30 protein-coding genes are annotated in these 23,599 nt (G+C 64.7%); 18 read left to right on the top strand and 12 right to left on the bottom strand.

Features of this window, described 5'->3' with window-relative positions:
• Nucleotides 1-4: 4 nt before the first annotated feature.
• Genes fliR through flgB form a run of 5 tightly spaced genes read right to left on the bottom strand, consistent with a single transcriptional unit; the run spans nucleotide 5 to nucleotide 2,212 of the window.
• The gene (fliR, locus tag CCC_RS14085) at nucleotides 5-769 is read right to left on the bottom strand and encodes a flagellar biosynthetic protein FliR (protein ID WP_009871026.1); all 765 of its coding nucleotides are present in this window, start codon (nucleotides 767-769) and stop codon (nucleotides 5-7) included.
• Nucleotide 770: 1 nt separating this feature from the next.
• The gene (gene fliQ, locus CCC_RS14080; protein WP_009871027.1) at nucleotides 771-1,040 is read right to left on the bottom strand and encodes a flagellar biosynthesis protein FliQ; all 270 of its coding nucleotides are present in this window, start codon (nucleotides 1,038-1,040) and stop codon (nucleotides 771-773) included.
• A 15-nt stretch (nucleotides 1,041-1,055) separates the two neighbouring features.
• The gene (locus CCC_RS14075) at nucleotides 1,056-1,367 is read right to left on the bottom strand and encodes a flagellar hook-basal body complex protein FliE (protein WP_009871028.1); all 312 of its coding nucleotides are present in this window, start codon (nucleotides 1,365-1,367) and stop codon (nucleotides 1,056-1,058) included.
• 17 nt (nucleotides 1,368-1,384) lie between these two features.
• The gene (flgC, locus tag CCC_RS14070; RefSeq protein ID WP_009871029.1) at nucleotides 1,385-1,795 is read right to left on the bottom strand and encodes a flagellar basal body rod protein FlgC; all 411 of its coding nucleotides are present in this window, start codon (nucleotides 1,793-1,795) and stop codon (nucleotides 1,385-1,387) included.
• Nucleotides 1,796-1,810: 15 nt separating this feature from the next.
• Complete coding sequence (gene flgB, locus CCC_RS14065; RefSeq protein ID WP_041041901.1) at nucleotides 1,811-2,212, bottom strand: flagellar basal body rod protein FlgB; 402 nt, start codon at nucleotides 2,210-2,212, stop codon at nucleotides 1,811-1,813.
• A gap of 213 nt (nucleotides 2,213-2,425) precedes the next feature.
• On the opposite strand from flgB, the gene CCC_RS14060 reads away from it, so the two are divergent.
• From CCC_RS14060 to CCC_RS22960, 5 genes are all read left to right on the top strand, one after another.
• Complete coding sequence (locus tag CCC_RS14060; RefSeq protein ID WP_009871031.1) at nucleotides 2,426-2,779, top strand: EscU/YscU/HrcU family type III secretion system export apparatus switch protein; 354 nt, start codon at nucleotides 2,426-2,428, stop codon at nucleotides 2,777-2,779.
• Entirely contained in the window at nucleotides 2,776-3,042 is a 267-nt protein-coding gene (locus CCC_RS14055; protein ID WP_009871032.1) for a hypothetical protein, read from the top strand. The genes CCC_RS14060 and CCC_RS14055 overlap by 4 nt, the downstream gene beginning before the upstream one ends.
• A gap of 2 nt (nucleotides 3,043-3,044) precedes the next feature.
• Nucleotides 3,045-3,377 (top strand): FliO/MopB family protein, encoded by a 333-nt coding sequence (locus tag CCC_RS14050; protein ID WP_009871033.1) that lies wholly within the window; start codon nucleotides 3,045-3,047, stop codon nucleotides 3,375-3,377.
• Nucleotides 3,374-4,126 (top strand): flagellar type III secretion system pore protein FliP, encoded by a 753-nt coding sequence (fliP, locus tag CCC_RS14045; RefSeq protein WP_041041899.1) that lies wholly within the window; start codon nucleotides 3,374-3,376, stop codon nucleotides 4,124-4,126. The genes CCC_RS14050 and fliP overlap by 4 nt, the downstream gene beginning before the upstream one ends.
• A gap of 149 nt (nucleotides 4,127-4,275) precedes the next feature.
• Complete coding sequence (locus CCC_RS22960) at nucleotides 4,276-4,407, top strand: hypothetical protein (protein WP_269078887.1); 132 nt, start codon at nucleotides 4,276-4,278, stop codon at nucleotides 4,405-4,407.
• A 75-nt stretch (nucleotides 4,408-4,482) separates the two neighbouring features.
• Here CCC_RS22960 and CCC_RS14040 read toward each other — a convergent pair whose 3' ends face one another.
• Together CCC_RS14040 and CCC_RS14035 are read right to left on the bottom strand one after the other, a co-directional pair.
• Nucleotides 4,483-5,700, bottom strand: a complete 1,218-nt coding sequence (locus CCC_RS14040; protein WP_009871035.1) for an NADP-dependent isocitrate dehydrogenase — start codon at nucleotides 5,698-5,700, stop codon at nucleotides 4,483-4,485.
• Between the two features lie 106 nt (nucleotides 5,701-5,806).
• A complete protein-coding gene (locus CCC_RS14035) occupies nucleotides 5,807-8,032 on the bottom strand; it encodes an NADP-dependent isocitrate dehydrogenase (protein ID WP_009871036.1) in 2,226 nt (741 codons plus the stop codon).
• A gap of 255 nt (nucleotides 8,033-8,287) precedes the next feature.
• Between CCC_RS14035 and CCC_RS14030 the strand changes: the two genes are divergently transcribed.
• Nucleotides 8,288-9,232 carry a LysM peptidoglycan-binding domain-containing protein gene (locus CCC_RS14030; protein ID WP_041041897.1) on the top strand — a complete coding sequence of 315 codons (945 nt, stop codon included), beginning with the start codon at nucleotides 8,288-8,290 and terminating at the stop codon, nucleotides 9,230-9,232.
• A 3-nt stretch (nucleotides 9,233-9,235) separates the two neighbouring features.
• Here CCC_RS14030 and CCC_RS14025 read toward each other — a convergent pair whose 3' ends face one another.
• Complete coding sequence (locus CCC_RS14025; protein WP_041041895.1) at nucleotides 9,236-9,751, bottom strand: hypothetical protein; 516 nt, start codon at nucleotides 9,749-9,751, stop codon at nucleotides 9,236-9,238.
• A 120-nt stretch (nucleotides 9,752-9,871) separates the two neighbouring features.
• On the opposite strand from CCC_RS14025, the gene CCC_RS14020 reads away from it, so the two are divergent.
• The 4 genes from CCC_RS14020 (at nucleotide 9,872) to CCC_RS14005 (ending at nucleotide 13,178) form a co-directional block, all read left to right on the top strand.
• On the top strand, nucleotides 9,872-10,582 hold the full coding sequence (locus CCC_RS14020; protein ID WP_009871039.1) for a phosphatidylserine decarboxylase: 711 nt from the start codon (nucleotides 9,872-9,874) through the stop codon (nucleotides 10,580-10,582).
• Complete coding sequence (pssA, locus tag CCC_RS14015) at nucleotides 10,582-11,376, top strand: CDP-diacylglycerol--serine O-phosphatidyltransferase (protein WP_009871040.1); 795 nt, start codon at nucleotides 10,582-10,584, stop codon at nucleotides 11,374-11,376. The genes CCC_RS14020 and pssA overlap by 1 nt, the downstream gene beginning before the upstream one ends.
• A gap of 136 nt (nucleotides 11,377-11,512) precedes the next feature.
• Entirely contained in the window at nucleotides 11,513-12,541 is a 1,029-nt protein-coding gene (locus CCC_RS14010; RefSeq protein ID WP_009871041.1) for an OmpA family protein, read from the top strand.
• 118 nt (nucleotides 12,542-12,659) lie between these two features.
• Nucleotides 12,660-13,178 carry an invasion associated locus B family protein gene (locus CCC_RS14005; RefSeq protein ID WP_009871042.1) on the top strand — a complete coding sequence of 173 codons (519 nt, stop codon included), beginning with the start codon at nucleotides 12,660-12,662 and terminating at the stop codon, nucleotides 13,176-13,178.
• 99 nt (nucleotides 13,179-13,277) lie between these two features.
• Here CCC_RS14005 and CCC_RS14000 read toward each other — a convergent pair whose 3' ends face one another.
• Genes CCC_RS14000 through queA form a run of 4 tightly spaced genes read right to left on the bottom strand, consistent with a single transcriptional unit; the run spans nucleotide 13,278 to nucleotide 16,566 of the window.
• Nucleotides 13,278-13,865 carry a methyltransferase family protein gene (locus tag CCC_RS14000; protein WP_009871043.1) on the bottom strand — a complete coding sequence of 196 codons (588 nt, stop codon included), beginning with the start codon at nucleotides 13,863-13,865 and terminating at the stop codon, nucleotides 13,278-13,280.
• A complete protein-coding gene (locus CCC_RS13995) occupies nucleotides 13,862-14,368 on the bottom strand; it encodes a tetratricopeptide repeat protein (protein ID WP_041041893.1) in 507 nt (168 codons plus the stop codon). Before CCC_RS13995 ends, CCC_RS14000 begins: the two co-directional genes overlap by 4 nt.
• A 36-nt stretch (nucleotides 14,369-14,404) precedes the next feature.
• Nucleotides 14,405-15,532, bottom strand: coding sequence for a tRNA guanosine(34) transglycosylase Tgt (tgt, locus tag CCC_RS13990; RefSeq protein ID WP_009871045.1), 1,128 nt, complete (start codon nucleotides 15,530-15,532; stop codon nucleotides 14,405-14,407).
• Complete coding sequence (queA, locus tag CCC_RS13985) at nucleotides 15,529-16,566, bottom strand: tRNA preQ1(34) S-adenosylmethionine ribosyltransferase-isomerase QueA (protein ID WP_009871046.1); 1,038 nt, start codon at nucleotides 16,564-16,566, stop codon at nucleotides 15,529-15,531. Before queA ends, tgt begins: the two co-directional genes overlap by 4 nt.
• Nucleotides 16,567-16,661: 95 nt before the next feature.
• On the opposite strand from queA, the gene pip reads away from it, so the two are divergent.
• From pip to CCC_RS22455, 8 genes are all read left to right on the top strand, one after another.
• Entirely contained in the window at nucleotides 16,662-17,606 is a 945-nt protein-coding gene (gene pip, locus CCC_RS13980; protein WP_009871047.1) for a prolyl aminopeptidase, read from the top strand.
• Between the two features lie 182 nt (nucleotides 17,607-17,788).
• Nucleotides 17,789-18,775, top strand: coding sequence for an ADP-glyceromanno-heptose 6-epimerase (gene rfaD / locus CCC_RS13975; RefSeq protein ID WP_041041891.1), 987 nt, complete (start codon nucleotides 17,789-17,791; stop codon nucleotides 18,773-18,775).
• Complete coding sequence (lgt, locus tag CCC_RS13970) at nucleotides 18,775-19,584, top strand: prolipoprotein diacylglyceryl transferase (RefSeq protein ID WP_009871049.1); 810 nt, start codon at nucleotides 18,775-18,777, stop codon at nucleotides 19,582-19,584. The genes rfaD and lgt overlap by 1 nt, the downstream gene beginning before the upstream one ends.
• Entirely contained in the window at nucleotides 19,581-20,654 is a 1,074-nt protein-coding gene (locus CCC_RS13965; RefSeq protein ID WP_009871050.1) for a class I SAM-dependent methyltransferase, read from the top strand. The genes lgt and CCC_RS13965 overlap by 4 nt, the downstream gene beginning before the upstream one ends.
• Complete coding sequence (gene pgeF, locus CCC_RS13960) at nucleotides 20,655-21,422, top strand: peptidoglycan editing factor PgeF (RefSeq protein WP_009871051.1); 768 nt, start codon at nucleotides 20,655-20,657, stop codon at nucleotides 21,420-21,422. It abuts the gene before it with no gap.
• Entirely contained in the window at nucleotides 21,419-22,237 is an 819-nt protein-coding gene (locus tag CCC_RS13955; protein WP_009871052.1) for a hypothetical protein, read from the top strand. The genes pgeF and CCC_RS13955 overlap by 4 nt, the downstream gene beginning before the upstream one ends.
• A 102-nt stretch (nucleotides 22,238-22,339) precedes the next feature.
• Entirely contained in the window at nucleotides 22,340-23,272 is a 933-nt protein-coding gene (locus CCC_RS13950) for a ribose-phosphate pyrophosphokinase (protein WP_009871053.1), read from the top strand.
• A 150-nt stretch (nucleotides 23,273-23,422) separates the two neighbouring features.
• Entirely contained in the window at nucleotides 23,423-23,584 is a 162-nt protein-coding gene (locus tag CCC_RS22455) for a hypothetical protein (RefSeq protein ID WP_160295538.1), read from the top strand.
• Nucleotides 23,585-23,599 lie beyond the last annotated feature (15 nt).

The following is a 23,599-nucleotide window of genomic DNA, read 5'->3' as shown; positions in this document are numbered from 1 at the left end:
GCTCTCACCTCGGCTGGACGTAGGGCATCAGGCCTGATTCGAAGAAGCGCAGGAACAATGAGATCACCAGGGGTATGGTCACCATGAACAGCCACATTCCCACCATCACCTGCACCGGCATGGCGACGAAGAACACCTGCAACTGAGGCACCAGCCGCGACAGAAGGCCGAGGCCAGTGTAGAACACCAGACCGAACACCACCAGCGGCGCGGCGAACTGGGTTCCCACCTTGAAGGTGTCGGTGGCCAGATGGCCCAGAGTCTCGGCGTAATCGCCAAATTGCAGGGGCTGGCCCGGAGGGAACAGGGCATAGGATTCATAGGCCGCCTGGAACATCAGATGATGCAGATCGGTGGCGAACACCGCCACCAGACCGATATTGGACAAGAATCCGGTCAGCAACTGGCTCTGCTGCTGGGAGATGGGGTCGAAAGAGAAGGCGTTGGTCAGACCCGTCTGATAGCCGATCATGGAGCCCGCCATGTTCAGGGTCGACATGATGAACATGACCACCGTGCCGATATAGGCGCCGACCACCGCCTCGCCGAACACCGACAGCAGCATGCCGCCCACGCTCTTGGGCACGGCCGGGAAGACCGGGGCCACCACCGGCATGATCACGAAGGCTACCGCCAGGGCCAGCAGCAGGCGGATGCGGGTCGACACCAGTGATCCGCCCAGGCCGGGAAACAGCATCAAAGCCGCGCCGATGCGGGTGAACACCAGAAAGAAGCGGAAGATATCGAGCTGGAGAAGGTCGGTCAGCACGTCAACCGCCGCCGGCGACGACGCGGTCCATGACCAGTCTCCAGAACTCGGTCAGCGAATGCAGCATGAAGGGCAGGAACAAGATCATGGAGGCGAAGACCAAGAGCATCTTCGGCACGAAGGTCAGGGTCTGTTCCTGAATCTGGGTCAGGGTCTGGAAGATGGAGATGATCAGGCCCACCACCAGACCGGTCAGCAGGGTGGGCGCCGCCACCTTCAGCATGACCATGATGGTCTCGCGCGCCACATCGATGAGTTCGGGCTCGGTCATCCGGGGCCGCCCCGCTCAGATGGGCATGCGCAGGATTTCGTTATAGGCGTTGATCACCTTGTCGCGGACATTGACCACGGTTTCCAGGGTCATTTCCGCATTGGCCACGGCGGCCACCACTTCGCGGATATCGGCCTTGCCGGCGATGGCGGACATGGAGGCCTTTTCCGCCGATTTGGCATCGCCCACCGCCACCTTGGCGGCGTCCTTCAGCACGCTGGCGAAGTCGGTGCCATTGCCCTCGGTCTCACTGGTCTTGCCCACCGATTCGAAGGGATTGGCGGCGGACTTGTAGGCGGAGATGGCGTCGGTGAGGCGGGAGGTCATGGCGGTAAATCCTAAGTCTAGCGCAGCATATCGATGGTGCGCGACAACAGCGAGCGCGAAGCGTTGATGACGTTCATATTGGCCTCGTAGCTGCGCTGGGCCTCGCGCATGTCCATCATCTCGATCAGCGGATTGACGTTTGGGGCCAGGACATAGCCGTCGCGGTCGGCGGCGGGATGCTTGGGATCGTAGCGGCGCTGGAACTCAGACGAATCGGCGCGCACCTTGTCCACCTTGACCAGGCTGGTGCCGGTGGCGCGGTCCAGTTCGTTCTTGAAGGTCATCACCTTGCGGCGATAAGGCAGCCCCTCGGGGGTCTGGGCCAAAGAGTCGGAATTGGCGAGATTCTCCGAGATCAGGCGCAGACGCTGGGACTGCACCTTCATGCCGGAGATGGCGATGGTTGTACTTTTGCTCAGTTCGTCCATGGCTGTCTCTTCCGCTTACCGGCTGCCCGAGGCGGTTTTGATCATCTTCTGGTACTTCTGGAACAGCGCGGCGGCGGCGTTGTACTTGGAATTGGCATCGCCCAGCTTGGCCATCTGCTCTTCCAGAATGACGGCGTTGCCGTCGGGTGTGGATTCGTAGGTCCGGCGCTGGGTGACCGCCTTGAAGGGGCTGGGCGTCACCTCGGGCACGATATGCTTGGCATTGGTGGTGGCGGCGCCCACTTCGGGTTCGGTGGTTCCAGCCAGAACCTGCTTGAAGTCCAGGTCCTTCAGGTCCTTGGGCAGGTAGCGCGGCGTATTGGCATTGGCGATGTTGCCAGCCAGCACTTCCTGGCGCTGGGCGATCCAGTCCATTTGGGCCTTGGCCATCTTGAAAATGCCGAGATCGTCGTACATTCGCGCGAAACCTTCGCCTTGGGTGGGGCGCCCCGGATGGGTGGATGGGCGCACATCTTCCGCCACGATCACTATCCGCCCGACCCGTTTAAGATTCGGTAAAGCCGAGTCAATCTGCGGGGTTGGCCGTCGCGGGAGGCTTGGGAGGCTTAAACGAATTTTAAGCGCGCCAGGGACATTCTAGGCCCTGGTGAACCCCTGTGAAAGCCGGTCATGGGCAACAGCGACATTTGGGACGAAGGGGCGGAAAGCGAGCGGGCCAAGGCTAGCGCCCACCCGAAGCGGCGTCAGGTGGCCGTGGCGCTGGCCGACGATCCGGACAATCCCGGCCTGCCCACCGTTACCGCCTCGGGCCGCGGCGCGGTAGCCGAACAGATTCTGCAACTGGCCTTCGCCCATGGGGTGAAGGTCCGCACCGATCCCGATCTGGCCGAGGTTCTGGCCGCCGTCGAAGTGGACACCGTCATTCCGGTGGAGGCCTTCGTCGCCGTGGCCGAGATTCTGGCCTATGTCTACCGCGCCAATGCGACCATGGGCGCGGCCCCACCGCCGGGAGGCACCGCATGAGCGATCAATCCGACGCCCTGCGCCAGGAACTGGAAAAGGCCGCCACTCTGGTGGGGACGGCCAGACGCCTGCTGGCCACCGGGACCGAGGTAGACCTGGCGGCCCTGGAAGGCCGCGTGCGTTATGTCTGCGGCGCCGTGCTGGGCCTGGAACGCAAGGAGGGCGAGGCCTTCCGCCCCGGTCTCGAAGCCCTGGTCGCCGATCTGGATCTGCTGGCCCATGCGCTGACCCAGCGTCATACACCGACCTCCCTGGACATCTGAGCATGGATTCTGCCCAATATCTGCGCTTCATCCTGTCGCTGGTGGCAGTGCTGGGACTGATCTTCGGCGTGATGTGGGTGGTTCGCCGCCGCCTGCCGGGCATGATGGCGGGAAAGGCCGGTGCCCCCGGGCGGCGACTCGGCATCGTGGAATCCTTGACCTTGGACGTGAAACATCGTTTGGTCCTGGTGCGCCGCGACGACCGCGAACATCTGCTGGTCCTGGGCGGCGCAGAGCCCGTGGTGGTGGAGGCCGATTGCCCCCGCGCCGCCTTCGCCCTGTCCGCCCCCGAGGTCGCCTGGCCCGGGAACACCAAGCCGGAGACCGGAGTATGAGCCGTCTTGCGTCGCGCCCGCGGATGATCCTGGCCGCAGCCATCGGCCTGGGGACGGCCCTGCTGGCCGGTCCGGTCCTGGCTCAGTCCCTGAACATCGACTTAGGCGGGCCGCAGGCCAGCGCCACCTCGCGCATCATCCAACTGATCGCGCTGACCACCGTTTTGTCGGTGGCGCCAAGCATCCTGGTGATGATCACCTCGTTCACCCGCTTCGTGGTGGTGCTGGGCTTTTTGCGCCAAGCGCTGGGCACCCAGCAAAGTCCGCCCAACACGGTGATGGTCAGCCTGGCCATGTTCCTCACCGCCTTCGTCATGACGCCCACCTTCGAGAAGGCCTGGACCGACGGCATCCAGCCGGTGATGGATGGCCACCTGGACGAGATCGAGGGGTTCGAGCGCGCCATCAAGCCCTTCCACGCCTTCATGAGCAAGCATGTGCGCGCCCAGGACCTCAAGCTGTTCATGGACATGTCGCGCGCCAAGGAAGTGGAGAAGGCCGAGGACGTTCCCTTGAGAGCCCTGATCCCCGCCTTCATGATCAGCGAATTGCGCCGCGCCTTCGAGATCGGCTTTCTGATCTTCCTGCCCTTCCTGATCATCGACATGGTCATCGCCTCGGTGCTGATGAGCATGGGCATGATGATGATTCCACCCGCCATGATCTCGCTGCCGTTCAAGCTGATCTTCTTCGTTATGGTCGATGGCTGGTATCTGGTCGTAGGGTCCTTGGTGCAGAGTTACGGGTAAGAACCTACTACCGAATCGAGAAGTGACGACACATTTCGCGTTGGTTTAAATTCAGTTAACGACCAGCGCGAAGTGTGTTGACCTTTCCTTGTCATACTTAGCGCATAAGAGCCGTTTGGGATGAAACCAACCCAAGGATATGCGCCAGAATGCGATTCGACATAGACAACTTCCGCGCCGGATTCGGCGCGCAGATGGCCCGGATCAAGGATAATTTGCAGGAATTGAGCCGTGCGCAGGAAGAGATGCGCCGCCGTATCGATTCCTTCTGCGCCCGTTGATCCGGCCCAAGAAAAAACCCCGCCGCAGCATTCGCTTCGGCGGGGTTCTTTTTTGACCGGACGGCCCGGCCGATATCAGGCCAGGGCCATGCGCTTCTTCAGGTTCTCGTCCAGCTTGTCCAGGAACTGCTGGGTGGTCAGCCAGGATTGGCCGGGGCCGATCAGGATGGCCAGGTCCTTGGTCATGAAGCCGGATTCCACCGTTTCCACGCACACTTCCTCGAGGGCCTGGGCGAAATTGGCCACTTCGGGGGTGTTGTCGAACTGGGCGCGGTAGAACAGGCCCCGCGTCCAGGCGAAGATGGACGCGATGGGGTTGGTGGAGGTTTCCTTGCCCTTCTGGTGTTCGCGGTAATGCCGCGTCACCGTGCCGTGGGCGGCCTCGGCCTCGACCACCTTGCCGTCGGGGCTCATCAGCACCGAGGTCATCAGGCCGAGAGAGCCGAAGCCCTGGGCCACGGTATCGGACTGCACGTCGCCGTCGTAATTCTTGCAAGCCCAGACGAATTCGCCCGACCACTTGAGCGCCGAGGCGACCATGTCGTCGATCAGGCGATGCTCGTAGGTGATGCCCAGCTTGTCGTAATCGGCCTTGAATTCCTTCTCGTAGACTTCCTGGAAGATGTCCTTGAAGCGGCCGTCATAGGCCTTGAGAATGGTGTTCTTGGTCGACAGATAAACCGGCCACTTCTTCTGGCGGCCATAATTCAGGCAGGCCCGGGCGAAGCCGTAGATGGACTCGTCCAGATTGTACATGCCCATGGCGACGCCCGCGCCGGGGAAGTCGAAGACTTCGTGCTCGATGGTCTCGCCATTGGTGCCGACGAACTTGATGGTCAGCTTGCCGGGGCCGGGGACGGTGAAGTCGGTGGCCTTGTACTGGTCGCCGAAGGCGTGGCGGCCGATGACGATGGGCTTGGTCCAGCCGGGCACCAGGCGCGGCACGTTCTTGCAGATGATCGGCTCGCGGAACACGGTGCCGTCAAGAATGTTGCGGATGGTGCCGTTGGGCGACTTCCACATCTTCTTGAGGTTGAATTCCTTCACCCGCGCCTCGTCGGGGGTGATGGTGGCGCATTTGACGCCGACGCCATACTTCTTGATGGCCTCCGAGGCCTCGACCGTCACCTTGTCGTCGGTCTTGTCGCGGTATTCGATGCCCAGATCGTAGTATTTCAGATCCACATCCAGATAGGGCAGGATCAGCTTGTCCTTGATGAACTTCCAGATGATCCGGGTCATCTCGTCGCCGTCCAGCTCGACGATCGGGTTTGCGACTTTGATCTTCTTCATTGACGGGGTTCCTCGGGGTGCGAAAGGCCCAATAACACTTCGGTAAAGGTGGCGGACCGATGGGACGGGGCGGGAGTTCGCATCTCCCGCCCCGCTCCCGCCGGAATCAGATGGCGGCGAGCGCCGCGTTCAGGGTGGCGCTGGGCCGCATGGCGGCCGAGGTCTTGGCGAAATCGGGGCTGTAATATCCGCCCAGATCCACCGGCTTACCCTGGGCCTCGATCAGCTCGGCGTTGATCTTGGCCTCGTTTTCGGAGAGCGCCTTGGCCAGGGGAGCGAAGCGGGTGGCCAGCTCCTTGTCCTTGGTCTGGGCGGCCAGGGCCTGGGCCCAGTACAGCGCCAGATAGAAGTGGCTGCCGCGATTGTCCAACTGGCCCACCTTGCGGGCGGGAGAGCGGTTCTCGTCGAGGATCCGGGCATTGGCCTGATCCAGGGTATCGGCCAGAACCTGGGCCTTAGGGTTCTTGAAGGTCTGGGCCAGATGCTCCAGCGACACGCCAAGCGCCAGGAACTCGCCCAGCGAATCCCAGCGGAGGTAACCCTCTTCCTGGAACTGCTGCACATGCTTAGGAGCGGAGCCGCCGGCACCGGTTTCGAACAGGCCGCCGCCCGCCATCAGCGGAACGATGGACAGCATCTTGGCCGAGGTGCCCAGTTCCAGGATGGGGAACAGGTCGGTCAGATAGTCGCGCAGCACATTGCCGGTCACCGAGATGGTGTCTTGGCCCTTGCGGATACGCTCCAGCGAGACGGCGATGGCCTCTTCCGGAGTCTTGATGGAGATGTCCAGACCCTTGGTGTCGTGGTCCTTCAGGTACTTTTCCACCTTGGCGATGATCTGGGCGTCGTGGGCGCGGTTCTTGTCCAGCCAGAAGATGGCCGGGGTATTGGACAGCCGGGCGCGGGTGACGGCCAGCTTGACCCAATCCTGAATGGGGGCGTCCTTGGTCTGACAGGCGCGGAAGATGTCGCCAGCCTCGACCTTCTGCTCCAGCAGCACCGCGCCGGATTCATCCACCACCTGGACCACGCCGTCGGCGGCGATTTCGAAGGTCTTGTCGTGGCTGCCGTATTCCTCGGCCTTCTGGGCCATCAGGCCAACATTGGGAACGCTGCCCATGGTCTTGGGATCAAAGGCGCCGTGCTTCTTGCAGTCGTCCATGACCACCTGATAGATGCGGGCATAGCAGCGATCGGGGATCATGGCCTTGGTGTCGTGCAGCTTGCCGTCGGTGCCCCACATGCGGCCCGAGTCACGGATCATGGCGGGCATGGAGGCGTCGACGATGACGTCGGACGGCACATGCAGATTGGTGATGCCCTTGTCGGAATTGACCATGGCGAGCGCCGGGCCGTTGTCGTAGGCGGCCTTGATGTCGGCCTCGATCTCAGCCTTCTTGGCGGCGGGTAGCTTGTCCAGCTTGGCGATCAGATCGCCAAAGCCGTTATTGACGTTGACGCCCAGGTCCTTGATGGCGGCGGCGTGCTTGGTGAACACGTCCTTGAAGAAGACGGTGACGGCGTGGCCGAACATGATGGGGTCCGAGACCTTCATCATGGTCGCCTTCAGGTGCAGCGACAGCAGCAGTCCCGGCTGGGACTTGGCGTCCTCGATCTGCTCGGCATAGAAGGCGCGAAGGGCCTTGGTGCTCATCACCGCGGTGTCGATGACCTCGCCCGCCTTGAGCTTGGTCTTGGCCTTCAGCACATGGATCGAACCGTCCTTGCCGTGGAACTCGATCTTGACGTCGGTGGCCGCGGCCACGGTGACCGACTTCTCGCTGCCGTAGAAGTCGCCCGCATTCATGTGGGCCACATGGGACTGGGACGAAGCGGCCCAGGCACCCATCTTGTGGGGGTTCTTCTGAGCGAACTTCTTCACCGACACGGCGGCGCGGCGGTCGGAATTGCCCTCGCGCAGCACCGGGTTCACCGCCGAGCCCAGCACTTTGCCGAAGCGGGCCTTGAGCTCCTTCTCGGCATCGGTCTTGGGGTCTTCGGGGAAGTCGGGGATCTTGTAGCCCTGGGACTGCAATTCCTTGATGGCAGCCTTGAGCTGCGGCACCGAGGCGCTGACATTGGGCAGCTTGATGATATTGGCTTCGGGCTTGAGCGTGAGATCGCCCAGTTCGGCCAGTTCGTCACTGATGCGCTGGGCGGGGGTGAGGTTCTCGGGGAAGTTGGCGATGATGCGGCCAGCCAGCGAGATGTCGCGGGTTTCCACGGCCACTCCGGCAGCCCCGGTAAAGGCCTGGACGATGGGCAGCAAAGAATAGGTCGCCAAAGCAGGCGCCTCGTCAACCTTGGTCCAGATGATTTTCGCGGTGCTCATCGTTTCTCATCCCTTCGCTGGAAGCCCATGCCGTCGCCTGCCCGTGAAATCCCGCCACGCGGCAAACGCGGGACGATAGCATTCGGGGTGCCAAACGCAAGACTCAATCCTACTCGTTGGGAGGGGAAACGGGCGGGTAGGGGCGTGGGAAAACGCATGAATCGGGCGCTTGGAGCGGATTCCCGCCCGTGACACCGGGGGAAATAAGGGCTAGGGTAGCGGCCGCTTCCACCGCCACCACCCAGCGAGGAGCCGTTGAACCGGCCTAAGCTTGTCGCCCTCATCGGGCTTGCCGTTGCCGTGATCGCCATCGTTCTCGCCATGCTCAATCTGCGTGACGAAACGAAGGAGATTGAGGCGCAGATTCCTCCCCCGGCCAGCACGGCAGTCCCGGCCGCCACGGCCGATTCGGGCGAGCCGTCCTTTGACGTGGTGCGCATCGATGCCGGTGGCGACGCCGTCATCGCCGGGCGGGCCAAGCCGGGTGCCAGGATCACCGTCGTCGATGGCGGTCAGGAATTGGGCCAGGTCACCGCCGATGGGCGGGGCGAATGGGTTTTCCTGCCTCCCGGCCCGCTTTCCCCCGGCTCGCGCGAGCTGAAGCTGAGAGCCCTCAACCCGGACGGCAGCCAGTCCGAATCCAGCGAGACCGTGGTGCTGGTCGTGCCGCCGCGCGGCCAGGGAACCGCCCTGGCCATCAAGTCGGGCCGCGACGGCTCCAGCCGCATTCTGCAAGGACCGAATGCCGCCACCGCTCCGGGCGGATTGTCGCTGGACATCATTGACCATGACGACAAGGGACGTATGACGGTCTCGGGCCGGGCGCCCGCTGGGGCCAAGGTCATCCTCTATATGGATAATCGCCTGCTGGGCCGGGCCTCGGCCGATGCCGAGGGCAACTGGCGGGTGACCGCCTCCCTGGTGCCGGGCAAGGGCAGCCATCTGCTGCGCGCCGATCAGGTGGACGGCAAGGGCAAGGTCATCGCGAGGGTGGAGACCTCCTGGTCCAGAGGCGACGAGGTGCCGCCCAAGGGAGGCTCGACCGTGACCGTGCTGCAGGGCAATTCCCTTTGGCGCATCGCCCGGCGGCTTTATGGCCAGGGCATGGCCTATACGGTGATCTTCGAGGCCAACCGCGATCACATCAAGAACCCCGACCTCATCTATCCCGGTCAGGTGTTCAACGCCCCGGAGAAGTGAGACTCAGGTGTAGTGGCGCTTTGCCTTGCGCCACTCGGGCCGCACGGCGCTTTCGCCGATGCGGGCGGGGGCCAGGGGCGGGCGGACATACATGGAGATCAGCTCCATATAGGGCGTCGCCGGAGCCAGGAAGCACGCCACCGCCGAGACCAGTCCCACCGCCGAAACCGGCGCGGGAATGCGAAGATCTCCGCCCAGCAGGATGCGGCCTTGACCGATGCGCAGGGTGCCCGTTCCCAGCACGGAATTTCCCGACTCGACGATGCGGGCGAGACCGGCGCGGGCGGCGGGCGATTCCGCCGAGAACGGCATGGGACCGAGATCGCCCACCAGCTTGAGTTGAACGCCCGAGTCCGACTGTTCCAGCCGGGCGGCAAAGCGGACGAAGCGAAAGCCGAAATCAAAGGCAACAGGGCCATTGTCCAGAGTCAGAGGCGGCGCCTCGGCTCCTTCAAGGACGGCGTCGATATCCAGCGGCATGCTCATGCCGCCTAAAGAAAACGCATTCGGCTTGGACATGCGTAAGGTCGCCCGATCCCCAATGAAATTCATGGTAGGAACTTCAATTCCTCCACACTAGTATCATGCCGCCGACCGGGATGAAATTCCAAAAGGGGCGGCGTATTTCGAAGGGGTGAAATGGTGCAGGCGCAGCAGATTTCCTTGACCAAGTATCTTTGGTTTCCCATCAACCGCGAAGGCTGGCCGTTTGTCGGACTCTTCGCGCTGGGAGCCCTGCTGCTGGGCCAGATCTGGGCGCCGCTGGGATGGGCGGGGGCGCTGCTCACCTGCTGGTGCGCATGGTTCTTCCGCGATCCCGACCGCGTCACGCCCACCCGTGACGGCCTGGTGATCAGCCCCGCCGACGGCGTGGTGCAGATGGTGGGCATGGTCGCCCCGCCTCCCGAACTGGAGATGGGCGAGGAACCCCGCATGCGCATCTCGGTGTTCATGAGCGTGTTCTCGGTGCATATCAACCGCTGCCCGGTGGACGGCACCATCGTCAAATGCTCGTACCGGCCGGGCCAGTTCCTCGACGCCTCCCTGGACAAGGCCAGCGCCGACAACGAACGCATGAGCGTGCGCATGAGCCGCGCCGATGGCCGCGAAATCGCCTTCGTGCAGATTGCCGGTCTGGTGGCGCGGCGCATCAAATGCGATCTCAAGGACGGGCAGGCGGTGCGCGCCGGTCAGCGTTTCGGCCTGATCCGTTTCGGCTCTCGCGTCGACGTCTATCTGCCAGCGGGCGTCTCGCCCCTGGTCAGCCTGGGCCAGAGCATCATCGCCGGTGAGACCGTGCTGGCCGATCTTGACTCCACGGAAGGCGCCCGCCAGGGAGAAATCCGCTGATGTTCCGCCCCAAGCGTCCGCCCCGTATCCGGGGGTTGTCGATCAACAAGCTGATCCCCAACATCCTGACGCTGCTGGCGCTGTGCGCTGGCCTCACCTCCATCCGCTTCGCCGTACACGGCATGTGGAAGGAGGCGGTGATCTCCACCGTTCTGGCCGCCATTCTGGACGGGTTGGACGGGCGGGTGGCGCGGCTGCTTCAAGGCACCTCCAAGTTCGGCGCCGAACTGGATTCCCTTTCCGATTTCGTCAGCTTCGGCGTGGCGCCCGCCATGGTGCTGTATTTTTGGACCATGCAAGGCGCCGGAGGATTCGGCTGGGCGCTGGTCTTGCTGTTCTCGGTGTGCTGCGCGCTGCGTCTGGCCCGCTTCAACACCATGATCGGCGAACCCGACCTGCCGCCCTACGCCTATAACTTCTTCACCGGCGTTCCGGCTCCGGCGGCGGCCGGGCTGGTCTTGCTTCCCATGGTCTTCACCATCCAGTTCGGCGGCGGCTTCTTCGATCAGCCCGCGGTGGTCGCGGTCTTCTTGTTGGGCGTTTCCTTCCTGATGGTCAGCAAGATCCCCACCTTCTCGGGGAAAAAAGTGCGCGTGCCCCACCGTTGGGTCCTGCCCATCCTGCTGATCATTGGCCTCGCGGCGGCTTTCATGGTGACCGAGCCCTGGCTGACCCTGTCGCTGCTGGGTGTCTTGTATCTGGGGATGATCCCACTCAGCTTGCGCTCGTTCCGCCGCCTCAAGGCTCAGGCGGAAGTCCCGGCCCCGGACGAAGCGCCCATACCTTCCGCGTAGGCCTGTGTCTTTTTCGCAACAGTCGGTGCGGAACATGCTGCAGCGCGGCGCGGTTACCTTGTGGGGGGGCAGGGGCGGTTGTACATATGGGGCAGATTCTCTAACGCCTCGCACCCCACCGGGAAGGTTTAAAACCATGCGCAGCTTTAAATCCCTCCTTGCCGCGGCCGTCGTCGTCGGCGCCCTGGCCCCCGTCGCCGCCCAGGCTCAGTGGTATGTCGGCCTCGATGCTGGCGCCCAGCTCCTGCAGGATTCCAAGAACAGCGGCGTCGCCGGTCTCAAGTCCGAGTCCGATGTGGGCTGGCTGACCCAGGGCGTGGTCGGTTACGCATTCGGCCAATGGCGCGCGGAAGGCGAGCTGTCCTACCGCTCCAGCGGCGTGTCCAAGGTTGGCGGCGCCACCGGCAGCGGCGATACCTCCGCCCTGGCTCCCATGTTCAACGGCGTGTACGAGTTCCTGCCCCAGTCCAAGTGGCATCCCTTCGTCGGCCTGGGTATCGGTGCCGCCCGCCTGGACAACGGCACCGTCAAGAAGAACGGCGCCAACGCCTATAGCGGCGACGATTGGCAGTTCGCCTATCAGGGCTTTGCCGGCGTGGGCTATGACCTCACCAGCAATGTCGAGCTGAAGGCCCAGTACCGCTACTTCTCGACCCTGAACTACGAGTCCAAGGCCGCGACCACCAACACCAAGCTGGATTCCGAGTATCGGGATCACGGCCTGATGCTGGGCTTCGTCTACAAGTTCAACGCGCCCAAGGCCGCCCCGGCCCCGGCTCCGGCCCCGGTCGCCGCCCCGGCTCCCGTGCCCGCTCCCAAGCCCGTGGCTCAGGCGCAGAAGAACTACATCGTGTTCTTCGACTTCGACAAGGCGCAGATCACCCCCGAAGCCGCCCGCGTCCTGCAGCAGGCCGCCGGTGCCGCCAAGACCGCCGGTGCCGCCCGCATCGACCTGTCGGCCCATACCGACCTGTCGGGCAGCGCCAAGTACAACCAGGCCCTGTCCGAGAAGCGCGGCGCCGCCGTCAAGGCGCAGCTCGAGCAGCTGGGCATCCCGGCCAGCCAGATCGTCGTGGTCGCCAAGGGCAAGTCCTCGCCCATGGTCCCGACCCCCGATGGCGTGCGCGAGCCGCAGAACCGCCGCGTGGAGATCGTCCTGCCCTAATGGGTGCGGTCGACCGAATTGGAGAAGGGCTCGGCCATGCGGCCGGGCCCTTTTCGATTCACAAGCCCGGCGAGGCCGGTTAAGAAGAGTCCAGTGGTTGCTTTCGAGGAATTTCACCATGATCGTCCGCCCGCTTGTCATTGCCGCCATCCTGATCGCATCGGCCGGTACGGCTATTGCCGCCGATTCCACCAAGCGGTTGGGCAAGTTCGGCGAATGGGAAGCCTTCTCCTATGCCGAGGGCAAGTCCACCACCTGCTATCTGGCGGCCACGGCGGGCAAGGTGACCGGAGGCGAGAAGGGCAAGCCCACCACCACCTATCTGATCGTCACCCACCGCCCCGGCGCCAAGAGCAGCGACGAGGTCAGCATCAACGGCGTCTACGGGTTCAAGAAGGATTCCTCGGTGGAACTGCAGGTGGGCGCCATGAAGCACTCGCTGTTCACCAAGGGCGACCGCGCCTGGGCCGCCGATTCCAAGGCGGACAAGGCCATCATCGCCAGTCTGCAAAAGGGCAGGGAGGCCATCCTGCACGCCAGCCCGGCCAAGGGTGCCGACATCGCCGCCGCTTTCCCGCTGTCGGGCTTCTCCGACGCCCTGGCCGCCGCCGACAAGGCCTGTAATATCAAGCGGTAGGCATCTCGACGCCCGCCCCGGAAAATTCACCACGAAGGCACGAAGAAAAGAGAAGCGTCTTCTTCTTCGTGATCCTTCGCGCCTTCATGCCTTCGTGGTTCAACTCTTCGCATCTGCGCTCAAGGCTGCTCTTCCCCGCCACGGCACGAAGGCTGGCACCCTGGCCCGGTAGGCGGCGTAATCCTCGCCATAGCGGGCCAGCAGGCGGCGCTCTTCGCAGGCGGTGCCGACCAGAAGGTAAAGGCTGCCCCAGATGGCCGTGGCCAGGCCCAACGGCGACGGCGCGGCTCCCCATAGGATCAGGAACGCCCCGGCATAGAGGGGATGGCGCACCCAGGCATGGGGGCCATCCAGGCGCAGGGATTCGTCCTCGGGGCTCTCCGGCTGGCGCAATTGGGCGAGGCCGCCCAGACGCCCCAGATCGTAGAAGCGCGCCGCATACAGCATCACCGCCCAGCCCGCCACATGGACGCCTCCCATTCCCCACCGCGCCCAAAGCGGCAGGTCGAAGACAGGTTCGGCCCCCAGCGCCCGGCCTCCCACCGCCCCCAAGGCAAGGAAGGCGGCGACAGCGATGACATTGTATACAATCCTCGACCACCGCCCGGCGAGGTGCCGCCCGGCCAGCGCGCTGTGGGACAGGCCGAAGGCGATCCAGGCCAGGCCGTAGGCCAGATGGCCATTCACGGCTCGATCTCGTCCTCGATGCCGCCGCGCCGCACCACCGCCAGCATGCGGCCCGCCCCCAGCCGATCGCCGGGGTCAAGCTCCAGCACTTTGGACAGATGCGCCTCGGATTCCTCGATGCGGCCCAGCCGGGCCAGCACATAGCCGGTGGCGATCAGGGTCTGCATCAGCAGCTTGGGCAGCGGAGCCAAGGTGACGGCACTGCCGACGAAAGCCGCGTCGCCGGACTTCACGCTCCGCCAATCCTCGCCCAGTCCCAGCGCCGCCAGGGCGAAGGCCACGCAGGAGCGGGCATGGGGCAGGGCCTCGTCCAGACGGTGGCGGTAGAAATAGAATTTATAGGCGCCGATGCGGGCCGCCAGGGTGTCGGGCGCCAGGGCCAGGGCTTCCCTCACCTTGGCTTCGGCGGCCGCCTCTTCGTGCCACAGGCGCCCAGCTTCCCTCAGCGCCGCCTCGGCCGCGGGGGGCAGATCGAGGGGCAGACCCTCGGTATCGTCGAGCATGAACACACCTCATAACGGGTCGCGGCGGCGGCCCGGCTATAATGGCGCGATATCGCCCATCTCTTCCAGTGCTTGTGCCTCGGCGGCGAATTGGGCGAAGCGGCCTTCGGCGATTGCGCCCCGCAATCCGGCCATCAAGGTCTGATAGGCCTGAATGTTATGCCAGGTGAGCAGCATGGGCCCCAGGATCTCTTCCGAGCGGATCAGATGATGGAGATAGGCCCTGGAATGGTCGCGGCAGGCCGGGCAGGGGCAGCCCTCTTCCAGCGGCCGGGGATCGTCCTGGTGGCGCGCGTTCCGAAGATTGACGGTGCCGCGTTTGGTGAAGGCCTGGGCGGTGCGGCCCGACCTCGTGGGCATGACGCAATCAAACATGTCGATGCCGCGTCCCACAGCGCCGATGATGTCCGACGGCCTGCCAACGCCCATCAGGTAGCGGGGCTTGTCGGCGGGCAGAAGCGGCGTGGTGACGTCCAGCGTCGCGAACATGGCCTCCTGGCCCTCGCCCACCGCCAGCCCGCCCACCGCATAGCCTTCGAAGCCGATCTCTTGCAGCGCTTGGGCCGATTCGGCGCGCAGATCCGGGTAAACGCCGCCCTGAACGATACCGAACAGGCCATAGCCGGGCCGCTGGACGAAGGCCTCCTTGGAGCGCCGCGCCCAGCGCATGGACAGGCGCATGCTTTCTTCCGCCTGTTCATGGGTGGCGGGAAAGGGCGTGCATTCGTCGAAGGCCATGGTGATGTCGGCATCCAGCAGCCGCTGGATCTCCATTGAGCTTTCCGGGGTCAGGCGGTGCTTGGACCCGTCATGGTGCGACTGGAAGGTGACGCCGTCCGCATCCATCTTCCTGAGCTTGGCCAGGCTCATCACCTGGAACCCGCCGGAATCGGTGAGGATCGGGCCGGGCCAGTTCATGAATTGGTGCAGGCCGCCCAGCCGCGCCACCCGTTCGGCGCCGGGGCGCAGCATCAGGTGATAGGTGTTGCCCAGCACGATCTGGGCCCCGGTGGCGGCCACGGAGGCGGGCAGCATGGCCTTGACCGTGCCCGCCGTGCCCACCGGCATGAAGGCGGGGGTGTCGAGAGTGCCGTGGGCGGTGTTGACGCGTCCGCGCCGGGCGGCCCCGTCGGTGGCGAGAAGCTCGAAGGAGAACTGGGTCATGTCGGTGTCCGTTCCAGCAGGCAGCAATCGCCATAGGAGTAAAAGCGGTAGCCCGCCGCCTTGGCGTGCTCGTAGGCCTCCTTCATGCGGGAGAGGCCGGAAAAGGCCGAGACCAGCATGAACAGGGTCGAGCGGGGCAGGTGGAAATTGGTTAGCAGCACATCCGCCAGCCGGAAGCTATGGCCCGGCGTGATGAAGATATCGGTGGCACCGTCGAAGGGATGTAGAATGCCCAGCGGATCGGCGGCGCTTTCCAGCAGGCGGGCCGAGGTGGTCCCCACCGCCACCACCCGGCCGCCCGCTGCCTTGGCCGCGTTGATGGCGGCGGCGGTCTCGGGCGTTATCACGCCGATCTCCTGATGCATGCGGTGGTCGTTGGTGTCGTCGGCCTTCACGGGGAGGAAGGTGCCCGCGCCCACATGCAAGGTCACGGTGGCGCGTTTGACCCCCCGCGCATCAAGAGCGGCCAGAAGATCGGGTGTGAAGTGCAGTCCTGCGGTGGGTGCTGCCACGGCGCCCTTCTGGCGGGCGAAGACGGTCTGGTAATCGCCCCTGTCGCGCTCGTCGGCCTCGCCCTTGCGGATATAAGGGGGCAGCGGCAGGGAGCCGAAGGCCTCCAGCGCCACCATCAGATCCTCGCCCGAGCGGTCGAAATCCAAGGTGACCTCGCCCATCTCGCCCTTTTCGGCGACGGTCGCGAAGAAGCCCTCGGCGAAGTCCACCCGGTCGCCGGGGCGAAGCTTCTTGGCCGGACGGGCGAAGGCTTTCCATTGGGCCAGCCCGGTGCGCTGGTGAAGCGTCACCTCGACCCCGGCCGTTCCCCGGCGGCCGAACAGGCGGGCGGGGATCACCTTGGTGTCGTTGAATACCAGGATGTCGCCCGGCATCAGAAGGTCGGGCAGATCGCGTACGCCACGATCGGACAGGCCGCCAATGATCGGCACATGCAGAAGGCGCGCCGAGTCCCGAGGACAGACAGGGCGTTCAGCGATCAACTCGCGGGGCAGCTCGAAATCGAAATCGTCAACTCTCATGAGGGCGGGTGTAGGCCGGAGGAATACTCAGCGTCAAGCACTCGCCGACGGCGCGGACGCATGCCATATTGGAAGTCTGAGCAAGAGGAGTGCCCATGGAGCTGTTTGCGCCGTTCGAGCCCCATGCCACCGGACGTCTGCCGGTGGGAGACGGGCACGACCTCTATTGGGAGGTGTCGGGCAACCCGGACGGGCCGGTGGTGGTCTTCGTCCATGGTGGGCCGGGGGCGGGCACGGCGCCCGCCTATCGCCGCTTTTTTGATCCCCGATTCTGGCGCATCGTTCTGTTCGATCAGCGTGGCTCGGGGCGGTCGCGGCCCCATGCCTCGGTGGAAGCCAACACGACGCCCCATCTGGTCGCCGACATGGAAATGCTGCGGCATCACCTGGGGGTGGAGCGCTGGCTGCTGTTTGGCGGGTCCTGGGGCAGCACCCTGGCCCTGGCCTATGGCGAAACCTATCCCGAGCGTTGCACGGGCTTTGTCATGCGCGGCGTTTTCCTGTTCCGCCCCCAGGAGGTGGAGTGGTTCATGACCGGCATGGGAGCCTTCTTTCCCGAGGCCCGGCGGCGGTTTCTGGACTACCTGCCCGAGGCCGAGCGCGAGCAGCCGCTTGCGTCCTTCCTGCGGCGGCTGAATCATCCCGATTCCGCCATTCACATGCCCGCCGCCCGTGCCTGGTGCGGCTACGAGGAGGCCTGTTCCCGCCTTCTCCCCCGGGACGAAACCGGCGACGGGGACGGTCCCGCCACCCTGGCCCTGGCGCGCATCGAAGCCCATTACATGGCCCATGACGGTTTCATGCGGCCCAACCAGTTGCTGGACGACCTGTACCGTATCCGCCATCTGCCCGCCATCATCGTGCAGGGGCGCTATGACATGGTCTGCCCGCCTTCGTCCGCCGATGATTTGGCCCGTGCGTGGCGGGGATGCGAATTGCGCGTCGTTCCCGATGCCGGGCACTCGGCCATGGAGCCGGGCATCCGCGCCGGGCTGGTCGATGCGGTCGAGCGCATGAAGATGAAGATCAGACGCCCCTGAAATCGTCATCCCGGAAATGCGTCAGCATTATCCGGGACCCAGGGGGGGGACGACTCCTGGGTCCCGGCTCTCGCGTTGCTCGGCCGGGATGACGGAGATTTGGGATCGAGTTACGGTAACTTGCGGCACCGCACGTCCCGGCCTATAAGAGTCGCGGACTTACCCCATTGGTGGAGCGCCCCATGATCCTCGTCACCGGCGGAGCCGGCTTCATCGGTTCCAACATCCTGGCGGCCCTCGAGGAGAAGGGGGCGGGCAAGCTGGTGGTCTGCGACCGCCTGCGGTCGGGCTCGAAATGGCAGAACATCGCCAAGCGCGAACTGTCCGACATCGTCCATCCCGAGCAGATCTTCGATTTCCTCCAGGCCAATGCCAAGCATATGGAGGTGGTGATCCATATGGGCGCCATCTCGGCCACCACCGAGACCGACGCCGACAAGATCCTCGCCAACAACTTCTCGCTGTCTTTGGCGCTGTGGAAGTGGTGCGCGCTGCACAATGTGCGCTTCATCTACGCCTCGTCGGCGGCCACCTATGGCGACGGCAATCAGGGCTTTGACGACGATGCCTCCATGGAGCATCTGGCCAAATTGCGGCCGCTCAACGCCTATGGCTGGTCCAAGCATCTGTTCGACCGCCGTGTGGCGCGTAAGGTGTGGGCCGGATCGCGCAAGCCGCCGCAATGGGCGGGCCTCAAATTCTTCAACGTCTACGGCCCCAATGAATACCACAAGGGCAACCAGCAGAGCGTGGTGGCCCAGGTCTATCCCCACGCCGAGAAAGACGCCGCCTACCAGTTGTTCAAGTCGCACAATCCCAAATATCCCGATGGCGGCCAATTGCGCGACTTCATCTGGGTGGGCGACGTGGTGGACGTGGTCATGTGGCTGATCGAGAATCCCAAGGTCAGCGGATTGTTCAATGTGGGCACCGGCAAGGCGCGGTCCTTTCTCGATCTCGCCAATGCGGTCTACCGCGCCGTGGGACGCGAGCCGCAGATCAAGTTCCGCGACACCCCCATCGAGATCCGCGACAAGTACCAGTATTTCACCCAGGCCAAGATGGAGCGCCTGCATCGCGCGGGCTATGCCAAGCCCTTCACCTCGCTGGAAGACGGCGTCGAGATGTATGTGAAGCGCTATCTCGCGGCTGCGGATTCGTACCGCTGATGACCTTCGCGCTCGCCTATCCCCATATCGACCCCATCGCCTTGCAGTTGGGGCCCATCGCCATCCGCTGGTACGCGCTGGCCTATATCGCCGGGCTGATGCTGGGCTGGCGCTACGTCAAGTTTCTGGTGGCGCGCCCGCCCAATGCCATGACCGAGCTGGAGGTGGACGACTTCCTGGTCTGGGCCACCCTGGGCGTGGTTCTGGGCGGACGGCTGGGCTATGTGCTGTTCTACAAGCCGCTCCACTACCTGGAGAATCCCCTGGAGATTCCCATGGTCTGGCAGGGCGGCATGTCGTTCCACGGCGGCGCCCTGGGCGTCATCATCGGCATCATCGCCTTTTCCCGGTTCAGAGGCCGCAACCTGTTCCAGGTGGGTGACGTCATCTGCTGCGCCGTGCCCATCGGCCTGTTCTTTGGCCGCATCGCCAATTTCGTCAATGGCGAGCTCTTTGGCCGCATCGCTCCCGATGTGGACTGGGCCATGGTGTTTCCCGGCGGCGGGCCGCTGCCCCGTCATCCCAGCCAGCTTTACGAGGCCGGTCTGGAAGGCGCGGTGCTGTTCCTGATCCTGTTCGGCCTGTGGAAGCTGACCCAAATCCGCTACCGCGCGGGCGCCCTGTCGGGTGTCTTCCTGGCGGGCTATGGTCTGGCGCGCATCGCCTCGGAATTCTTCCGCCAGCCCGATGCCCATCTGGGCTTTCTGTGGGGCGGGGCCACCATGGGGCAGTTGCTGTCCATCCCCCAGGTGGTGGTCGGTTTGGCTCTGCTGGTATGGGCTCTGCGGCGAGCGCCGGTGGGCAAATGAGCCTCTCGGCCCTTCTGAGCGAAAGAATCAAGGCCACCGGCCCCATCCCGGTTTCCGAGTTCATGGCCGAGGCCCTGGGCCATCCCGAATACGGCTATTACAGGGGCCGCGATCCCTTCGGCATGGCGGGCGACTTCACCACCGCGCCCGAGATCAGCCAGATGTTCGGCGAGCTGATCGGCCTGTGGTGCGCCCTGGTCTGGCAAAGCATGGGCTCGCCCGAGCGCGTCGTGCTGGCCGAGATCGGGCCGGGACGCGGCACCCTGATGGCCGATCTGCTTCGGGCCGCTAAGGCCTTGGCGCCCTTTGCTCGTGCCCTGGACGTCCATCTGATCGAAACCAGCCCGTCGCTTCGCAACCGTCAGGCCCAGGCCTTGGCCGACCAGTCGGTCACGTGGCACGAGCGTTTCGAGGACCTCCCCGACGGCCCGCTCCTTCTGGTGGCCAACGAGTTGTTCGACGCCCTGCCCATCCGCCAATTGGAGAAGGTGGGCGGCGTCTGGCATGAGCGGGTGGTGGGTTTGGACGACCAGGGTGCGCTGGTCTTAGCGCTTGGCCCGGTGGTGGCTGATCCGCCCCTGGCACCGGCGGTGCTGAACGCTCCCGACGGTTCCCTGGCGGAAGTCTGTCCCCAGGGGCGCGTTCTGGCCGAGGCTGTGGCGCGGCGTCTGGCCCATCAGGGCGGTGCCGCCCTGATCATCGATTACGGCTATGAGACAAGCGCCGCTGGCGACAGCCTGCAAGCCGTGAAAAGCCATCGCCATCACCCGGTGCTTTCCGCTCCTGGCACGGCCGATATCACCGCCCATGTGGATTTTCAGGCCCTGGCCGAGGCGGCTTCGGGGCTGGCCCGCGTGTACGGGCCGGTGCCCCAGGGCCGCTTTCTCGCCCGTCTGGGGCTGGAGGAGCGGGTCCGTATGCTCATGCAGCATGCCAGCGTCGAACAGGCCGCCCATCTGGCCAGCGGTGCACGGCGCTTGATCGATCCCGCCGAAATGGGCACCCTGTTCAAGGTCCTGGCGCTCGCCAATCCTCTCCTGCCCGCTCCTCCCGGCCTGGAACTCGCCTAAATGATCACCTTGTCGGCTCTCAACGAATTCGTCCGCATCCGCCACGGTTTCTTCACCCGCGAGGGAGGCGTGTCGGAAGGCCTCTATGCCTCGCTCAATTGCGGGCCGGGTTCCTCGGATAAGCCCGAGTCGGTGAAGGAAAACCGCCGTCGCGTCATGGAGATGATGGATCTGCCGGAAGAGGCGCTGCTCACCCTTTACCAGACCCATTCCAGCGATGTGGTGGTGGTGAGAGAGCCGTGGGAGCCGGGCAAGGCGCCCAAGGCCGATGCCATGGTCACCGACCGCCCCGGCATCGCCTTGGGCATTCTGACGGCTGATTGCGCCCCGGTGCTGCTGGCCGACGGCAAGGCGGGCATTGTTGCCGCCGCCCATGCCGGGTGGAAGGGCGCCCTGGGCGGCGTGCTGGAAAACACCGTCAAGGCCATGCTGGACCTGGGCGCCAAGACCCCCAAGATCGTCGCCGCCATCGGACCCTGCATCGGGCATCGCAATTACGAGGTGGGGCCGGAATTCCCCGCGCCCTTCCTGGCCGAGGATCCGGTCAACGCCGATTATTTCGCGCCAGCGCCCAGGGCGGGCCACTTCCTGTTCGATCTGCCTGGCTATATCTCGCGCAAGCTGGCGCGCCTGGGCGTGCACGAGGTCACTCGCGTGCCCGCCGACACCTTGCGTGATGAGATCCGCTTCTTCAGCTACCGCCGCGCCACCTTGCGCGGCGAAGCCGATTACGGCCGGCAGATCTCGGTGATCACGCTGGACCGATGAGGCGCTTTTCCCTCCTGCTGCTCGTGCTGCTGGTCTCGGCCTGCGGCGACATTCCCCAGCCCTTTCGTCACGAAGGTCTCAACGCGGCGGTGTCGCCGCCCGGTCCGCGCGCCGTGGTGGTGCGCCCCCCCGATGACGGGCCCAGCAGCGCCGCCCTGGCCAAGGCCATCGTCAAGCGCCTGACCGATCAGGAGATCCCCGCCTCGAGCCGCAGCGCCGCCAGCGGCGCCTGGGTTCTGAGCGCCACGCCGGAAACCACCGTCGCCACCAAGCGGCTGGTCTGGCGTCTGATCACCGCCGAGGGCGAGGTTCCCGCCGAGCTTGCCCAGTCCCTGCCCGCCGCCGTCTGGGATTCCGCCGGTCCCGCCACCATCGACCGGCTGGCCGACGAGGTGGTGGCCAAATACGGGGCCATCCTGCACGACGAGCCGGTGGAAACGCCTGCGGCGCCGACTCGGGCGCCGGTCGTCCATCTGGAGCCGGTTGGGGGACTGCCCGGCGACGGCGATACCGCCCTGCCCAAGGCCCTGGGGCTCGCCCTTGCCCGTCTGGGTATCAAGCTGGGGGGCAAGGATGCGGATCTGGTGGTGCGAGGCCGCATCACTGTGGTGCCCGGCCGCGCGGGCGAGGAGGTGCTGGACGTGGCCTGGCTGGTTTTCGACGCCAGGACCGGCGCCGAACTGGGCAAGGCCGCCCAGCAGGGCGCGTTGCCCAAGGGACGTCTGGCGGGGCCCTGGGGGGCGCTGGCTGGCGATATCGCGGCGGGCGGTGCCGAGGGTATTGCCGATATCATAGCGGCCATACCACAGAAATGATGGAAAGGTCATAGCCGCCAGTTTACAGAACGGGGTTCCGGCTGTTATACGGGTGCCGGTTTCACGGAGCGCATCGGCGCGCTAACCCGGCGGTAATCCATCATGAAAATCCTCGCCTGTAACAGCAACCGGCCCCTCGCGGAAGCGATTGCCGAATATCTCACCATGTCCATCACCAAGGCGGTGATCCGCCGGTTTTCGGACAACGAGGTCTTCGTCGAGATCCACGAGAATGTCCGCGGCGAGGACGTCTTCGTCATCCAGTCCACCAGCTATCCCGCCAATGACAATCTGATGGAGCTGCTGGTGACGCTCGACGCGCTCAGGCGTGGTTCAGCCCGGCGCATCACGGCGGTGATCCCCTATTTCGGCTATGCCCGCCAGGACCGCAAGTCCTCGCCCCGCTCGCCCATCTCGGCCAAGCTGGTGGCCAATCTGATCACCACGGCGGGTGCTGACCGCGTGGTGACGCTGGACCTGCATTCGGGCCAGATCCAGGGCTTCTTCGACATTCCGCTGGATAACCTTTATGCCGCCCCGGTCTTCACCAACGACATCCGCGCCCGCTATCAGGGCGACGACGTCATGGTGGTGTCGCCTGACGTGGGCGGCGTGGTGCGTGCCCGCGCCATCGCCAGCCGCATCGACGCCGATCTGGCCATCATCGACAAGCGCCGCGAAAAGGCGGGCGTGTCCGAGGTCATGAACATCATCGGCGATGTGCGCGGCCGTCGCTGCATCATGGTCGACGATATCGTCGATTCCGCTGGCACGCTCTGTAATGCCGCCGAAGCGCTGATGAAAGCCGGAGCCGTCTCGGTCGCCGCCTTCGTCACCCATGGCGTGTTGTCGGGCGGCGCGGTGGCCCGTGTCACCGCCTCGCCCCTGGAAGAACTGGTGATCACCGATTCCATCCCCGCCACCGAGGCGGTCAAGATGGCCCGCAACATCCGCCAGGTCACCATCGCGCCTTTGATGGCAGAATCCATCTCGCGCATCAGCGAAGAACGCTCGGTCTCCAGCCTGTTCGATTGATTTAGACCGGGTCCGTCCCGGACAAAATTAAGCCCCCCGTTCTTTGAGCGGGGGGCTTTTTGATTTTGCGGTGTCCGATGCCGATTTCGTGTGATCCGCCGCGGGAAATCCTTCGTAAGAACGGCATGGATCAGATTGAGGAGACCGATCATGCACACCCCATCCGCGACCTCAGCGCAATTGCTTGAACTGTGTTCAATGCTGCGAAGCATTGCCGAATCCCGCAGGGACTCCGAGACACTGCTGCGCCAGATGGCCGATGCCTATGAATTCAGGGCCATTGGCGACCAGATGCCGCAATACCGCGCCTGACATGGGTTCGGCGCT

The organism is Paramagnetospirillum magnetotacticum MS-1 (genome assembly GCF_000829825.1).
In the GTDB taxonomy this organism is placed as follows: Bacteria; Pseudomonadota; Alphaproteobacteria; order Rhodospirillales; family Magnetospirillaceae; genus Phaeospirillum; species Phaeospirillum magnetotacticum.
Note: the sequence above shows the minus strand (reverse complement) of the source record. Positions and strands in the feature narration are given on the sequence as shown.